Origin of the sequence: Kribbella sp. NPDC023855, from assembly GCF_040639475.1 — a bacterium.
In the GTDB taxonomy this organism is placed as follows: domain Bacteria; phylum Actinomycetota; class Actinomycetes; order Propionibacteriales; family Kribbellaceae; genus Kribbella.
Genome location: NZ_JBFAAA010000002.1, coordinates 551440 through 566966 on the forward strand (window position 1 = coordinate 551440; position 15527 = coordinate 566966).

General features: G+C 68.1%; 14 protein-coding genes. 8 read left to right on the plus strand and 6 right to left on the minus strand.

What is annotated here, in order from left to right:
• Positions 1-37 precede the first annotated feature (37 nt).
• Both AB0F51_RS08350 and AB0F51_RS08355 read left to right on the plus strand, forming a co-directional pair.
• A complete protein-coding gene (locus AB0F51_RS08350) occupies positions 38-367 on the plus strand; it encodes a PadR family transcriptional regulator (RefSeq protein WP_360275969.1) in 330 nt (109 codons plus the stop codon).
• On the plus strand, positions 364-1626 hold the full coding sequence (locus tag AB0F51_RS08355) for a hypothetical protein (RefSeq protein ID WP_360275971.1): 1263 nt from the start codon (positions 364-366) through the stop codon (positions 1624-1626). Before AB0F51_RS08350 ends, AB0F51_RS08355 begins: the two co-directional genes overlap by 4 nt.
• A 51-nt stretch (positions 1627-1677) precedes the next feature.
• On the opposite strand, the gene AB0F51_RS08360 is transcribed toward AB0F51_RS08355, so the two are convergent.
• The 5 genes from AB0F51_RS08360 to AB0F51_RS08380 all read right to left on the minus strand — a co-directional run bounded on the left by AB0F51_RS08360 (position 1678) and on the right by AB0F51_RS08380 (position 5856).
• Positions 1678-2397, minus strand: coding sequence for a GNAT family N-acetyltransferase (locus AB0F51_RS08360; RefSeq protein WP_360275973.1), 720 nt, complete (start codon positions 2395-2397; stop codon positions 1678-1680).
• A 21-nt stretch (positions 2398-2418) separates the two neighbouring features.
• A complete protein-coding gene (locus AB0F51_RS08365) occupies positions 2419-3240 on the minus strand; it encodes an adenylate/guanylate cyclase domain-containing protein (protein WP_360275976.1) in 822 nt (273 codons plus the stop codon).
• Positions 3241-3430: 190 nt separating this feature from the next.
• Positions 3431-3835: a cyclic nucleotide-binding domain-containing protein gene (locus AB0F51_RS08370; protein WP_360275978.1), complete on the minus strand. Its 405-nt coding sequence runs from the start codon at positions 3833-3835 to the stop codon at positions 3431-3433.
• Positions 3836-3939: 104 nt separating this feature from the next.
• The gene (locus AB0F51_RS08375; protein WP_360275981.1) at positions 3940-4647 is read right to left on the minus strand and encodes a class I SAM-dependent methyltransferase; all 708 of its coding nucleotides are present in this window, start codon (positions 4645-4647) and stop codon (positions 3940-3942) included.
• The gene (locus tag AB0F51_RS08380; RefSeq protein WP_360275984.1) at positions 4648-5856 is read right to left on the minus strand and encodes a riboflavin synthase; all 1209 of its coding nucleotides are present in this window, start codon (positions 5854-5856) and stop codon (positions 4648-4650) included.
• 443 nt (positions 5857-6299) lie between these two features.
• On the opposite strand from AB0F51_RS08380, the gene AB0F51_RS08385 reads away from it, so the two are divergent.
• Together AB0F51_RS08385 and AB0F51_RS08390 are read left to right on the plus strand one after the other, a co-directional pair.
• The gene (locus tag AB0F51_RS08385) at positions 6300-7547 is read left to right on the plus strand and encodes a glycosyltransferase (RefSeq protein WP_360275986.1); all 1248 of its coding nucleotides are present in this window, start codon (positions 6300-6302) and stop codon (positions 7545-7547) included.
• A 144-nt stretch (positions 7548-7691) separates the two neighbouring features.
• Positions 7692-9245, plus strand: coding sequence for a DUF4185 domain-containing protein (locus AB0F51_RS08390; RefSeq protein WP_360275989.1), 1554 nt, complete (start codon positions 7692-7694; stop codon positions 9243-9245).
• A 7-nt stretch (positions 9246-9252) separates the two neighbouring features.
• On the opposite strand, the gene AB0F51_RS08395 is transcribed toward AB0F51_RS08390, so the two are convergent.
• A complete protein-coding gene (locus AB0F51_RS08395) occupies positions 9253-11088 on the minus strand; it encodes a threonine/serine exporter family protein (RefSeq protein WP_360275992.1) in 1836 nt (611 codons plus the stop codon).
• A gap of 215 nt (positions 11089-11303) precedes the next feature.
• Between AB0F51_RS08395 and AB0F51_RS08400 the strand changes: the two genes are divergently transcribed.
• From AB0F51_RS08400 to AB0F51_RS08415, 4 genes are all read left to right on the plus strand, one after another.
• Entirely contained in the window at positions 11304-12038 is a 735-nt protein-coding gene (locus tag AB0F51_RS08400; RefSeq protein ID WP_360275995.1) for a cupin domain-containing protein, read from the plus strand.
• Between the two features lie 106 nt (positions 12039-12144).
• A complete protein-coding gene (locus AB0F51_RS08405; protein ID WP_360275998.1) occupies positions 12145-13308 on the plus strand; it encodes a Gfo/Idh/MocA family oxidoreductase in 1164 nt (387 codons plus the stop codon).
• Complete coding sequence (locus tag AB0F51_RS08410; protein ID WP_360276001.1) at positions 13305-14684, plus strand: dihydrodipicolinate synthase family protein; 1380 nt, start codon at positions 13305-13307, stop codon at positions 14682-14684. Before AB0F51_RS08405 ends, AB0F51_RS08410 begins: the two co-directional genes overlap by 4 nt.
• Positions 14681-15496, plus strand: a complete 816-nt coding sequence (locus tag AB0F51_RS08415; RefSeq protein ID WP_360276004.1) for a sugar phosphate isomerase/epimerase family protein — start codon at positions 14681-14683, stop codon at positions 15494-15496. The genes AB0F51_RS08410 and AB0F51_RS08415 overlap by 4 nt, the downstream gene beginning before the upstream one ends.
• Positions 15497-15527: the final 31 nt, after the last annotated feature.

The window sequence follows — 15527 nt, forward strand, 5'->3', positions numbered from 1 at the left end:
CGGTCTTGCGGTGCACCTAGCGGAGGTGGTGGAGGCGATGGACCCGAGTCAGCTGCTCAAGGGCGTGCTCGATCTGGCTGTCCTGGCGGTGCTGCGCAACGCGGACGGGTACGGCTACGACGTACTGCGCCGGTTGCGGGCGGCCGGGTTGGAGGATGTCGCGGATGCTTCGGTGTACGGGACGTTGCGGCGGCTGTTCGCGGCCGGTGCGTTGACCTCGTACGTGCAGCCCAGCGAGGAAGGCCCGCATCGCAAGTACTACGGGCTGAACAAGACCGGCCTGGATCTGCTCGCCGAGTCCACCAAGACGTGGAACCACTTCGCCGACACGATGTCGGTGTTGCTGCTCGAGGAGGAGGCGGCGTGAACAGCACTCTGACCGGACCGGTCGCAACCTACCTGGCACAGGTCAGGGCCGAGCTGAGCGACCTGCCGCCGGGTGAGCTGGCCGACGTCCTCGAAGACGTCACGGGTCACCTGACCGAGGTAGCCGCCGAGTTCGAGGAGGAGCCGACGGCCGCCGCGCTGCAGGAGCGCCTCGGCACTCCCCGCCAGTACGCCGACGAGCTGCGCACCGCCGCCGGATACCCACCCCGCACGGCGCCGCCGAAGGTCAAGACCGGCGCCGAGACCGCGTTGACCTGGGGCATCGTGGCCGCGGTCGTCGGACCGTTCTTCCTGCTCATCGGCCTGCTCAACGGCACCGGGGAGACGGTGTTCTTCGGGTTCATCGGCCTGGTCCTGCTGGGCGGCGCGGCGTACCTGGGTGTGCGAGCGCTGCACGGCGCCGATCCGGGCATTGTGTTGCAGACCTCCAGGGGCAGCAAGGCCGCCGAGTCCATCCGCAGCATGGTCGACCAGATCCCGCCGAACGTGCGGCACGAGCTCGTCACGATCGGTCAGCCGGTCTGGTGGGTCGCCCGCGGCCTGGTTGGCGGCGGCGTGCTGTTCGGCATGTCCGGTGCGTCCGCCGTCGCTGTGGTCGGCGCGCTGGCCGGGGCCGCCGTGTCAGTCTGGATCGGCCGCAGGACACAGCAGGACCGCCGCTGGCTCTGGTACGTCGTACCGCTGAACCTGGTCGCCGCCATCATCGTCCCGGCCTGGCTGGCCTTCGGGTTCACCGGCTACTGGCACGACGGCTCGCCGTACAGCAACGACTACCGGGACACGAACGGCAACAGCTACGCCAGCCCGACCGGTCTGACGCTGGACGGGAAGCCGATCGAAAACATCTACCCGTTCGACGATCAGGGCAAGCCGCTGAAGGCACGCCTGTACGACCAAGAGGGCAACCCGGTCAACCTGCGGCTGCTGAACTGCGCGACGACCTACGGCGAGAACGGCACCCGGGACACGGTCAGCAACGCGTTCCCGCTGACCACGGTGGTGGAAAACTCCGACGGCTACACCGACGCGGAGAACTGCAAGGAGACCGACAAGGCGCCGTTCGCACCGCCACCGGCCCCCGCCACCGTCCCGCCGTCGGGCACACCGTCCGGTACGCCGTCCGGCGCTCCTTCCGCCGGCCCGACGAGCACGACTCCCAGCGAGACCCCGACCCCCAGCGGGAAGCCAACGACGCCGGGCAAGCCCGGCGCGACCCTGACGATCACACCCACGCGCTGATCGGCCTCCCGGCACAAGGGTCACGGCGACCCGTACTGACCGAAATCTGGGCTACACGCTGGCCGCGGCAACCTCGCGGTACGTGTAGCCCAGCTTGCGATACACAGCGATCGCGGGCTCGTTGTCGTGGTGGACCATCAACCCCACCTGCCCGTGCCGCTTCATGAGTTCGGCCGTCACGAAGGTGCAGACCTGTCGCGACAACCCCTGCCCCCGCGCACTCGGCCTGGTCGCCACCCCGGCCATGAACCCGATCTCGGGAGCACTCCAAGCGTCAGCCGCGATGCTCAGCAACTCGCCGGCTTCACCAAGGACAGCCGCCCACCGCAGTACGCCGGGAGTGCTCGGCCACGCGAACGAATCCGGCGAAGCCTCGTCCAGCAGCTCCTGTACTCCGCTGTCGCCGTCCAGCCAAGTGGCAGTGGTGGTCCGGGCCGGCATGACCCTGGTCTCCATCCACCCGAAGGCCGCGACGAACGACAGCTCGGGGATCCGCTCGACCAGCTCGCGGATCAGCGGCTCCTCACCGAACAGCCGGAAACCCGGTCCCACCTCGACAAGTGCGCTCCTGACGAGCGGCGCCAAGCCATCGACCGGCCCGCGGACCGTCAGGCGATTGAACTTCGACAACTCGGGAGTGGCCACCGCGACCGCGTCACCGGAGTACCAGGCTCTGACTCGGCCACCCACCTCACCCTGCCCGGCCCACACGATCAGTGGATCCCCGTCGGCTATGGACGCCAGCTCCCCAGCTGTTGAAATCTCATGCACCCGACCATTGTCCCTGAGGCGTCAGTCATGGCTTGAGGCGCGTTGGAGAGCGTACGGCGTGAGGTGGTGGTACCCCCGAACGGAAACGCGCCGAAGCCGACGCAGCCGGTACGCCGGATGGCCGTCCAGCGCGGCAGCCAACTCACGGTCGACCAGCACGCGACCGGGCTTGGCCTCGGATGTCAGCCGGGACGCCAGGTTGACGACCTCGCCGTACACGTCGCCGAGGCGGATCAGGATGGTGCCGTACGCCAGACCGATCCTGAGCTCGGGCAGGTCGCCTGCCGCGGCGACCTCGTCCTGCAGGGCCAGTGCGAGTGCAGCGGCCTGCGCTGGGGTGTCGGTGACGAAGAGGACCTCGTCGCCGATCGACTTGATGATGCGGCCACCGTTCAGCGCGACCACGTCGGCGGCCAGGCCTTCGAAGCGTTCGATCAAGTTGCCCAGTTCAACGACGGACAGCCGCCTAGTCAGCCTGGTGTAGCTGACGATATCGGCGAACCCGACCACCCGGATGCCACGGGACAACTCGTCGGACCCAGCCATCGCACGCCCGGCCGCGGCAGCCAGGTGCCGTCGCCAGACGTAGGTCTGCAGACGTTCCATTGCCGGTAGCAACAAAGAGGCGAGCTCGACCGCTTCGTCACCGGGCAGCTCGGATCCGGCCAGCAATTCAAGAAACATCGCCGACTGCCAGGAGGCCAGCCGGGACTGAGTCTGCCCAAGCTTCCGCGCCAGCGACGACTCGACCGCGGGATCGATGAACCCGTCATCCTCCAACGCCGCAACCAGCCGAAGCGCCTCGACATCGCCGTCGGTAAAGGCGATCTCGTCATCCGGCACGGTCGCAAACCCCAGCGCATGCCACATCCGCTCGGCCCGCGCCCGCGAAACCCCAGCCCGCTCAGAGACCTCGATCCGAGTGAACTTCCGCTCCCCACCCAACAACGCCCGCTCAAAAGCCTGCTGAATCTCCAGGAAATCTGGCTGGTCCGGAGTTTTTCCGTCCGGCGGCCGCGCGGGCGGCGCGGGATCAGGTGGGTTGGGGGCCACGGCGCTCGGCGATGGTGGCGTCTATGGCGTTGCGGAAGTTGGGCAGGCGGTTGGTCAGGTCGTCGAACTTCTCCCGGGTGAAGTGCAGCAACTGCAGCCGGGACTTCGCCGTGACGGTTGCTGTGCGCAACCGGTTCTGCCGGACCGCGACCTCACCGGCGATGTCACCCGGGCCGAGCTCGGCGATCTCCTCACCCTTGACCCGGACCGCCGCCGTCCCGCTCAGGATCAGGTACGCCGCGTCGGGTGGCGTCTGCTCCAGGATCAGCGACCAGCCGGCCGGAACCGAGACCTCTTCGCCGGCCCGGAAGATGTCCTTGATCTCCCGGCCGGACAGATCCGCGAACAGCGGCAGGTCCCGCGGGGACGTCCTACCCAGTGCCACGTCGATCCTCCGAGCCCGCCGGGCCATGACCCAGCGATAGCAGGCCGATGTTTCTCGCCAGTAACTCTAACGTCTCACCGCCCGAAGAGTCACCGAAGGGTGCTTCAGTTCGCGGCGAGCCGGGCCGAGACGAGGAGCAGAGGTGGCCGGCGTCTATGGATGGCGAGGTGGGGATGGGCTGCCACCTGAGCCTCGGTCGGCAGTGGTTCCTGCACAGCCTGTAGCGAGAATCCGTGCCGCTGCAGCGTCGCCAGCGTCGTCGCGAGCGTCCGGTGATACTTCACCACCGGGCGACCGAACCAGGTTCGTTGCCGCGGCCCCTCATCCGCGTAGTCGTCCAGCGTCCCCTCCACCAGCGGCGCGGTCACTACCGGATGCTCGACCGAGAACACGAACCACCCGCTGGGCACCAACCAAGCCGCCACCCGTCCAACCAGCTCCTCGAAATCCTCGACGTAGTGCAACGCCAGGCTGCTCACCACCAGATCCACAGAAGCGGCAGGCAGCTCGAAGTCCGCAAGATCCGCCCGCTGATACCGCACCCGCGGATGCGCCACCGCTCGCGCCAGCATCGCCGCCGACGCATCAACCCCCAGCACCTCAGCAGCACCGCCCGCTTCAGCCTCTGCAAGCCGTACTGCGAGGCCGCCCTCACCACAGCCGAGGTCGATCACCCGCAACCCATCCACCGCCGGCAGAAGCCCCGCCATCGCCGGGATCTCCAGCTCGTCGTTCAACCCACGCTTCTCCCGCCTCAGCTCCCGATACCCGGTCAGGAACGCAGGATCGTCGTACAGGTCAACGCCTCGCATTCACAGCCACCGGGTCAGGTCGTGGACGTCGATCATCGGCAGCTCCCACCGCAACGCGAACTGCTCCAACGTGACCGCATCCGCCATCACCCCGTCCGGCCGCATCACCTCACAACAAACGCCCACCGGCGCCAGCCCGGCTGCAAGACACAGCGCAACCGTCGCCTCCGTATGCCCGCCACGCTCACCCAGCAACCCCGCCCGCGCCGCCAGCGGAAAGACATGCCCAGGTCGCAGAAAGTCCTCCGGTACTGCGTCCGGCGACGCCAGCCGCCGAATCGTCGCAGCCCGATCGGCCGCACTCACACCGGTCCCCGGCAACGACGCCAAGTCGACCGGAACATGCATCCGCGTCCCCTGCCGATCGCCCTCACCCGGCATCCGCGGAATCTCCAACCGCTCCAGCACCTCCGGCGCACAAGGGATCGTCGTGTGCCCACAAGCCTGGGTGAGCAGGAACGTCATCGACTCCGGCCGGAACCGCTCGGCCGCGAAAACCACATCGCCCTCACCCTCCAGCGTCGGATCCCACACCACGACCCCACCGCCGGCGGCCAACTGAGCAACGACTTTCTGTACTCCGACCGGCCCGCTGAGGTGGCCCGCCCAAGGCAACCGCGCCACCGCGTCGAGCAGCGCGGGCCCATGCCCTTCCCGCCCCATCCGCGCGAGGAGGTCACTCTCAATATTGACTCGGTCGCCCACGACGAGCGCGTCGAGATTGGTCTTCTGCAAGGTGGTCGGCACGAGCACCACCGAGAAGCGATCCTTCAGTACTTCGGCCACTGTCACGCTCACTCCGTTCAGCGCGACGGAGGACTTCGCCACCAGACGGGCCAGCAACCGCTCGGCCGGCTTGATCCAGACGCGCCGGCCACTCGGTTCGCCGTCGATACGCAGTACCTTGCCGACGCCGTCGACGTGTCCCTGGACCAGGTGGCCGTCGATCCGGTCACCGGCCGCCAGGGGCAGCTCGAAGTGGACCGGAGTACCGGGGGTGGCGCGGTCGAGAGTGGTACGCCGGCGCGTTTCGTCGGTGACGGTGGCAACCAGCTCGCCCGGTTGGGCCGACTGCATCGTGAGCCGGACGCCGTCCAGGCAAACGGCGCCGCCGGCAACGAGCGGGACGGCGGGGTCGACGGTGACCCGCAGGGACTCCTCGCGGACCTCGGCAATGGTCGCGGTGGTCTCGATACGCCCTGTGAACATACGTTCCTACCTCTGGGTGAAGGAGGGTGCCGACCAGGCACCAGATCAACCAGGGACCCGGTTGGATCCGAGCAGGAGCGGGGTATCACCGCTTGGCCCCGGTGACACCCGGGTCACTCCGCACCACGCGAAGCCGGCGGACCAGGGATCCCTCCCCACCGCCACACCTTGGAATCGCACCACCCGCAGTAAATCACAGCCCTGGGTTACCACCCCCGAAGATCCAACACCCACGAACGCCCCCCAGCACAATCGGGCACAACGCACCGCCGGGCAGCGCAGGCACGACTGAGTGCGACGCACTTCTGTGTCCGGCCCGCACAACCGAGTCCGGCCAGCATGACCGGGTGGTGGGCAGGGCGGCGACGGGGGGACCTTGGGCGGCTTAGCATCGGGGGTTCGTAGGCCGGTTGGTGGCGTACCAGGGCTCAGGGGTGGGCGCGATGCGAGTTGTCATGCTGGGGATGGGTAGCCGTGGGGACGCGTTACCGATGGCTGTGTTCGGGGCGGAGCTTGCCGCGCGCGGCTATGACGTCACACTCGGGCTGTGTTCCGACCTGGTCTGGATCGGGCAGGCGCTCGGTCTTCGCACGGTCGACCTGCGGGTCAGCGCCCGGGACTTCCTGGAGTCGGAGGAAGGGCAGCAGTGGCTGGCCGCCGGTGACTTCCATTCCTACGTGCACTGGTTGATCGACCACAAGCACCGCACCGCCGACCAGTTGCACGCCGACCTGATCGACCTGGCCGCAGGCGCCGACGTACTCATCTCCGGTACTGCGACCGAACTCGAGGCCATCGTGGTCGCGGAGGCCGCCGGCATCCCTTACGCGTCGGTGTACCACGCGCCGATCCGCCGCAACAGCGCGTTCCCGCACCTGCTCGTCTCGACCGAGATCTTCTCGCCCGCGGTCAACCTGTCCACCTACGCCCAAGTGGAGAAGGCCAACTGGCCGGTCTTCGAACCTCTCGTCAACAAACTCCGGGCCCGCCTCGGTCTTTCGCCAACCTCCGAGCCGACCGGCGTACGGCTGGAGAAGACCGGCGCGCTGGAAATCCAGGCGTACAGCCGGCACGTAGTACCGGAGTTGATGGAGTGGGACGACCGTCGGCCGCTGACCGGTTTCCTGTCGCCTTCACCAGAGCAGCGCATCTTGCTGAGTGAGCCCGTCGATCCGGAGCTCGATGCCTGGCTCGACGCCGGAGAACCGCCTGTGTACTTCGGTTTCGGCAGCATGCCTGTCCTGGAGCCGGATGCCGCGCTGGCGATGATCGAGAAAGTCGCCGGCCTGCTCGGCGTTCGCGCCCTCGTCACCCTGAAGGCCGGTACTGCGAACGACAGCATGGTTCGCGTCGTGGGCAACCTCGACCACGACGCCGTACTGCCGCGATGCCGCGCAGCCGTCCACCACGGCGGCGCCGGTACGTCGGCAGCCTCGTTGCGGGCCGGTCTCCCGACGGTGGTCTGCGCCGTCTTCGCCGACCAGCCGTTCTGGGGAGCTCAACTCCAGCGAATGGGTGTCGGCAGCGCCCTCCGCTTCACCGAACTGAGCGAGCCAACCCTGCTCGCCGCCCTGGAACCCATGCTCGCCAACGGCCCCCGCCAGCGAGCCGCCGACATGGCCGCCCTACTCCAAGAAGAAGACGCCGCCACCCAAACGGCAGACGCGTTCGAACAATCCCTCCGCACCTAAGAGCGACCGACCCAGCCCGGCGATGCCTCGGCGGCCCGCTCGGACCTGCTGAGTGTCGAGCTGTTGACCCTTGGTGCTGGGCTGGCTAGCGTAAGCCCGAGAAATCGATTTCCCACGCGCTAGGTGACTGTCGAGGAGTTGCGCATGCCGAAGCGATTGGTTCTGATCCTGCCGTTGCTGCTCGCCGCCGCAGTGTTGCCGGGCGACCCGGCACCACCCGCCCAGGCATCGGTATTGGGCCGGGCGGCGGCCGCTCAGGTTGCGCCTTCGCTGGCCGAGCGGGTTGCCAAGCTCACCGGGCCGGGTTCGATCAACGACACCGAGGCGAGGTTTCAGCTCAAGGCAACGGATCTCGGCATCCTCTGGGACAACGGGTCGGGGGAGATCCTGACTGCGTTCGGCGACAGCTACGGCAGCGGGTGGACCGGGCCGGGTGGCGGTGCGGGTGATCCGGCGACGCTCGACTGGCGGTGCAACCTGCTGTTCCGCAGCAAGGATCGCAACCTCGCGGACGGTATGACTTTGGACAGCGCGGCCGAAGACCGCCCCGGCCATGCCAAGCAGTTCCTCGACTGCAAGAAGATCGACCGCGACGAGCACACTGTCATCCCGACCGCGGGAATCGCCGTCGGCCGCCGGCAGTACGTGCACTACATGTCGGTCAACCACTGGGGGCCGGCCGGCAGTTGGTACACAAACCACGCCGGCTTCGCGTACTCCGACGACAACGGCGAAACATGGACCAAGGACCCGAAAGCGATCTGGAAGAACACCGCCGCCTGGAACAGCAACTTCCAGATGAGCGCACTGGTCCGATCGGCCGGCTACGTCTACATGATCGGTACGCCGAACGGCCGATTCGGCAACGCGCACCTGGCCCGCGTACCGGAGAAGCTTGTGATGTCGAAGAGCTCCTGGCGTTACTGGGACGGCAGGACCTGGTCGAACCGCGAAGACGCCGCAGTACCGATCACGATAGGCCCGGTCAGCGAGGTGTCCGTGCAATGGAACGCACATCTCGGCAAGTGGCTGATGATGTACCTCGACGAGCATCGCGCTTCCGTAGTACTGCGCTCTGCCGCGTCTCTCACCGGCCCCTGGTCGGGTCAGCAGGTAGTTGCCCGGAGCACCGAATTTCCCGGCCTCTACGGCACGTACATGCATCCTTGGTCGTCCGGGGAGGATCTCTACTTCACGATGTCGCAGTGGGATCCGTACAACGTGTACCTGATGCGCACCAAGCTGACCGATGACGGTTTGAAGACCAACCTGGTCAGCGATCCCGGCTTCGAAGGACAGACCGGAGCGACGGTTTCACCACCGTGGCAACTCAACGGCACCGGAGGCGTCGACAAGACCGACCTCGCCCACACCGGCAAGAACAACGCCTATCTCCGCGGCTCCATCGGCTCCCACCAGCTCCAGCAGAACGTTGCCGTACGCCCCCATCACCGCTACCGCCTGTCCGCCTGGATCCGCACCGCCGACAACAACACCGAAACCTCTCTCGGCATCCGCACCCTCCGCGGCAAACCCCTTGCCCAGAAGACCGGCGGCGCGCATCCGCAGTACACGCAGGTAAGCCTCGAGTTCACCAGCGGCCCCGAGTCCCTCCTCCAACTCCACACAGGCTTCTTCGCCTACAACCAAGACACCTGGCTACAACTGGACGACGTAATCCTCGAAGAACTCCGCTAGCCAGCGCCTAGGTCGATCGGTTGCGGCGGGTGCGGTGGGAGCGGGAGCGTTCTTTGCGTTGGCGGATGGGGCGGCGGGGGCCTACTAGGCGTGGGCCGGCTAGGCGGTCTTCCAGGCGACGGGCTTCGCGGCGGATGGGTTGGGCGACGTACTCGCCGAGGATGACGCCTGAGGCGAGGGCTACTCCGATCGCGACTGCTGTGGCCAGGGAGACGATGCCGATCAGGTTGCCGAGGCTCATCAGCTCGAGCAGGCCCTTGTAGATCGTCAGACCTGGCAACAGTGGGACCGTGCCGGAGACGACGACCACGAGTGGCGGTACGCCGGAGCGACGGCCGAGGGAGTAGCCACCGAGGCCGACCACGAACGCGGCGGCCGCGGTCGACCACGCCGGGCCGAACTCCGCTCGCGACATCAACGTGAAGACCAGCGAGCCCACTCCACCCACCACCGCGACCGGCAGGAGTCCCCGCAGCGGCGCGTACGACGCGTAGGCGAACGCGACGGCCATCAGCGCTCCCGAGCCGACCATGATCGGCAGGTTCGCGAGCTGGATGGTTTGCGCCTCGATCGCGACCGGGAGACCGAGTTTGATGCCGAGACTGATGCCCAGGCTGACCCCGGCGATGATGCCGCCGGTGAGGAGCATCGCTTCGAGACTGCGGGCGGCAGCGGTCACGTAGTACCCGGTGATCGCATCCTGGACCGCACCGGTGAGGGCGATGCCGGCCAGCAACATGATGATGCCGGCGGCAACTACCAACGACGGTTTCACCGGCGCGTGGACGGCGTACAGGATGAGGGCGACGGCGGTGGCGACGAATGCGCCGGCCACCTGTTGGTAGAACGCGGGGAGGCGTTGGCGGTTGAACCAGCGGTTGCTGAGTTCGATCACGATCGCGGTCAGTACGGCGACGAGGGTGATCAGCCAGCCACCACCCAGCAACAGGGTGGCGCCGCCGGCCATCACGCCCCAGGCGAGGACTGAGCTCCAGCGTGGGAACGGCGGTCCTGCCGACACGATCCGGGCGAGCTCGCGGCTGGCCTCCTCGCGGGTCAGTTCGGCTCGCGCGAACCGGCGGACCAGCTGGTCGACGGCGGTCAGGCGGGAGAAGTCCTGACCGCGGTACCGGACGACGCGCATGTGCGTCTCCGGCGCGACGTCGGGCGCTTCCTGGTACGAGATCGCGATCGAGGTGAAGGTGATGTCGACTTCGCAGCCGCGCAGTCCGGCGGCGGCCGTCACACCGAGGATCGTTGCCGTCGCGTCCGCAGTACCGGCGCCGCTGGACAGCACCACCTCGCCGATCCGGAGCGCCAGATCAAGAGTCCGGTAAAGCTCCCGCTGCGCATCCCGAGCCTGCTCCTCAGCCGCCCGCAACTCAGCCGACAACTCGTCGACGGACTGCTCCCCCGTCACCAACTCCTCCTGCGCCACCTCCCCCAACCGCCGATCCACCCCACCCCGCCGCTCCCCCCGCCGCCGATCCCCCGCACTCCCCCCACGCCGCTCCCCCCGCCGCCGCTCCACCCCAACACCAGCAGCCCGCGATCCGGCCGCGTCGCCCACCTCCGCGCCATCCTCCGAAGCACCAGTCGGCTCCGTGTCGTCGGCTACTCGTGCGCCGCCGCCTAGCCCGAGTTCGTCGACGGCCTCGACGACGCTCCGCAATCCGGCGTCCTCGGGGGCGTCTCCGTTGCGGGTCTCCTGCGCGACTCGCCGCCCATTCCCACCCTCCGGCGACCCCGGATTCCGACGCTCCTGCGCGCCCGCGTCCTCGGGTGCCGACGCGTCGGCGGGATCCTGGGTCGTGCGGTACACGGGCTTGCCGCGCTTGGCCACCGTGCTCCTTTCGTCGTCTGTCAACGACGCTAACGCCGATCGCCTCGCCGTACCCCATCGGCCAGTTCGCACGCACTCCACGGCGTGCTGTCCGGAATCGGCCTGCAATCGCTTTCCGGTCGACTTCCCCACAGGTTGACTCGCCGTGACGGCCCACCTAAGGTTGCGCTCACAAGCCTTGGAAAGCCCTTTCCCAGGCGACCGAGGAGGCGAGTATGTGCGAGTACGGCCCGGCAGCGGCCCTACCCGGCGGTATCGGCATCTCGCGACTGTCGGTGTACGACATCGAGGCGCCCGACGGACTCGTCGGCGGCACCCCGCACGTCCACCTCGCCTGCTCCGAGGGGTACTACGTGATCGCCGGCTCCGGCGCGGTCCAGACGCTCAACCCGAAGGGCTTCACCGAGACGCCATTGCAGCCCGGCACGGTCGTCTGGTTCGACCCCGGCACGATCCACCGGCTGATCAACGGCGGGGATCTGCAGATCCTCACCCTGATGTCGAACTCCGGCCTCCCCGAGGCGGGCGACGCCGTCCTCACCCTCCCGCCTGAGCACCTCACCGACCGCGAGACGTACCTGAAGGCGACCACGCTCACCGGCGAAGGCGAGGCCCGTACGCCGTCCGCGGTGGCTCGCCGCGACCTCGCGCTCGAGGGTTTCGCCGTACTGCGGGACGCCTACTCCGCCGATGGCCCGTCGGCCCTCGATGCGTTCTACGAGGCCGCGATCCGGATCGTCCAGCCGCAACTCGCCGACTGGCGACGCCGCTGGGAGCAAGGCGCCCGCCGCCTGGCCGATGAGACCGGCGCCGCGCTGGAAGCCCTCGAGGCCGGCAGAGCGCCACATCTGCAGACGGCCGAGTTGCACCAACTCCCCGCCCCGACCGAGTACGGCCGCCACGGCATGTGCGGCCGGCTCGACATCTACGACGTGGGTGAGCGGCCATGACGCCGCCGCGCGCGCACCGGCGTACCGACGATGCCTCGCCGGTTCCGACTGCACCGACCCCCGCCCCACACCCCGCGCAGCCGCTGCGCCGAAGAGAGGTAGCACAGTGAACGATCGACGCGTCGGCATCGTGATGAACGGCGTCACCGGCCGGATGGGCCTGCGCCAGCACCTGGAGCGTTCCATCGTGGCCATCCGCGAGCAGGGTGGTATCCCCGCCGCGGACGGGTCGATGATCATCCCCGAGCCGATCCTGGTCGGCCGCAACGAGCTCAAGCTGAAGAACATCGCCGACAAGTACGGCCTGAGCCGCTGGACCACGGACCTCGCCGAGGCGCTGGCCGAGCCGGATGTGGAAATCTACTTCGACTCGCAGCTCACCCAGCTGCGCGAGAAGGGCGTCCGCGCCGCGGTCGAGGCCGGCAAGGCGATCTACTGCGAGAAGCCGATCGCGGAGGGTCTGGATGCGGCCGTCGACCTGGCCCGGCTGGTTCGCGACTCGGGTCTGAAGAACGGTGTGGTCCAGGACAAGCTCTCGCTGCCCGGCCTCCGCAAACTGAAGCGGCTCGTCGACGGCGGGTTCTTCGGCCAGATCCTGTCGGTGCGCGGCGAGTTCGGCTACTGGGTGTTCGAGGGCGACTGGCAGGAGGCGCAGCGCCCGGCCTGGAACTACAAGGCCGAGGAGGGCGGCGGCATCGTCGTCGACATGTTCTGCCACTGGCGGTACGTGCTCGACCAGATCTTCGCGCCGGTCAAGTCGGTCTACTGCCAGGGCGCCACGCACATCCCGACCCGGTACGACGAGCAGGGTCAGCCCTACACCGCGACAGCCGAGGACGCGGCGTACGGCGTCTTCGAGCTGGAGGGCGGCATCATCGCGCAGCTCAACTCGTCCTGGACGACGCGGGTGTTCCGGGACGAGCTGGTCGAGTTCCAGGTCGACGGGACCGAGGGCAGCGCGGTCGCAGGGTTGCGCAACTGCCGGGCTCAGCACCGTTCCGCGACGCCGAAGCCGGTCTGGAACCCCGACATCCCCGCGGAGTACTCGTTCCGCGACCAGTGGTCCGAGGTGCCGGACAACGAGGTGTTCGACAACGGCTTCAAGGTGCAGTGGGAGATGTTCCTGCGCCACGTCGTCGACGACGCACCGTTCACCTGGGACTTCGTCGAGGGCGCCAAGGGCGTGCAGCTCGCGGAGCTCGGTCTGCAGTCCTGGCGCGAAGGCCGCAAACTGGAGGTCCCGGCACTCGACATCGAGGCGAAGGCATGAGTCTGTCCTTGCGGCTGCCGACCGGTGACGGCGGACTGGAGAGCTACCAGCTCACCGGTACGCCGGTTGCCCACGGCACCTATGAGCCGGCCACCAGCCGACTCGCCTTCGCGGCAGCCCACGTCGTCTCCAACCCACTCGCCGACAACTCCCCAGGCGCCCCCGCAGCCATCGACTGGGACCACACCCTCGGCTTCCGCCACCACCTCTGGTCCCTGGGCTTGTCAGTAGCAGAAGCCATGGACACAGCCCAACGAGGCATGGGCCTCGACTGGCCCGCCACCCAAGAGTTGATCCGCCGCTCAGCCGCCGAGGCGCCGCTCCGCGGCGCCGGCGCGGGCGGTGCGGGAGAAGCGGGCGGCGGCGGGCACGGCGAGGCGACCGGTGGCGCCCCCGCCTCCTCGCGCCCTTCGGGCGCCGCGGGCGCACCTGATGTCCTCGGCTCTGCTGGCGCTGGCGTTCCCGGCGCCCCTGCCGCCTTTGGCGTTGCCGACGGTGTCGCCTCCGATGCCCTCGGCGCTTCAGGCGCGCCCTCCGCTTCGGAGAAGCGGATCGCCGTGGGAGTCGGCACCGACCAGCTGCCGGCCGGGGTGCATCCCTTGGATGCCGTGATTGCTGCCTACGAGGAGCAGTTGGCGCTGGCGGAGGAAGTCGGGGCCCAGCCGATTCTGATGGCTAGTCGGGCGTTGTGTGCTGCTGCTGGCTCGCCGGATGACTATCGGAAGGTTTATGACCGGCTGCTCGGGCAGTCGTCTCGGCCGGTGATTTTGCATTGGCTCGGGTCGATGTTCGATCCGGCGTTGGAAGGTTATTGGGGTGCTGGGTCGCTCGATGCCGCGGCTGATGTGGTGGTTGAGCTGATCAACGACAACACCAGCAAGGTCGACGGCATCAAGGTTTCGTTGCTGGATGCAAATAAAGAAGTTGCTTTGCGCAAGCGGCTTCCGGAGGGTGTCCGGCTCTACACCGGGGACGACTTCAACTATCCGGAGTTGATTCGTGGCGACGGCGAGCGATACAGCGACGCGCTGCTGGGCATCTTCGCGGCGATCGCACCCGCCGCGGCCGCCGCGCTCAAGGCGCTCGACGACGGTGAGTTGACGAAGTACGAGGAGATCTTCGCGCCGACCGTGCCGTTGGCTCGGCAGATCTTCTCGGCACCGACCTACTACTACAAGACCGGAATCGCCTTCCTGGCTTGGCTTAACGGCCACCAGCCCGGCTTCGGGATGGTCGGCGGACTCCAGACCGGCCGGTCGTTGCCGCACCTCGCCGACACGTTCCGCCTCGCCGACGCGGCCGGCGTACTGACCTCGCCCGAGCTGGCAGTCGACCGTTTCCGCAAGCTGCTCATCGTGGGCGGAGTCGACGCGTGAACCGCTACAGCTTGAACCAGGCAACAACGAAGTACTGGCCCCTGGAAGATGTAGTTGCCGCCAGCACCAAAGCCGAGCTGCAGTGGATCGGCCTATGGCGCGAGCCGATCCAGGAGTACGGCGTCGAGCGCGCGGCGAAGCTCGTCGCCGACGCCGGGCTGCGCGTTTCCTCCTTGTGCAGAAGCGGATTCTTCACCGCGACTGACGCCGCCGAGCGGCAGGCGAAGATCGAGGACAACCGCCGCGCGATCGACGAGGCGGCCACCGTCGGCACCGACGTACTGATCCTCGTCAGCGGCGGCCTGCCACCCGGTTCACGCGACATCGACGGCGCCCGCGGGATGATCCGCGACGGCATCGCCGAGCTCGCCCCGTACGCCGCCGAGCGCGGAGTCCGGCTCGCGATCGAGCCGCTGCATCCGATGTTCTGTTCCGACCGCTGCGTCGTCTCGTCGCTCAGCGGCGCACTCGACCTGGCCGAGCAGTTCCCGGTCGAGCAGGTCGGCGTGGTCGTGGACGCGTACCACCTGTGGTGGGACGCCGACGTGTACCGGCAGATCGAGCGGGCCGGCGACCGGATCTGCTCCTACCAGGTGAGTGACTGGGTGACGCCGCTGCCGGCCGACAACCTGCTCGGCCGCGGCATGATGGGCGACGGCTCGATCGAGCTGCGCCGGTTGCGCGAGGCGTGCGACGCCGCCGGGTACGACGGTCCGGTCGAGGTCGAGATCTTCAACCAGGACCTGTGGGACGCGCCCGGCCAGCAGGTCTTCGACCTCGCCCTGACGCGCTACCGGGAACACGTCGCCTGACCCAGCTCGAAGGACACAGCTCGAAGGAGAC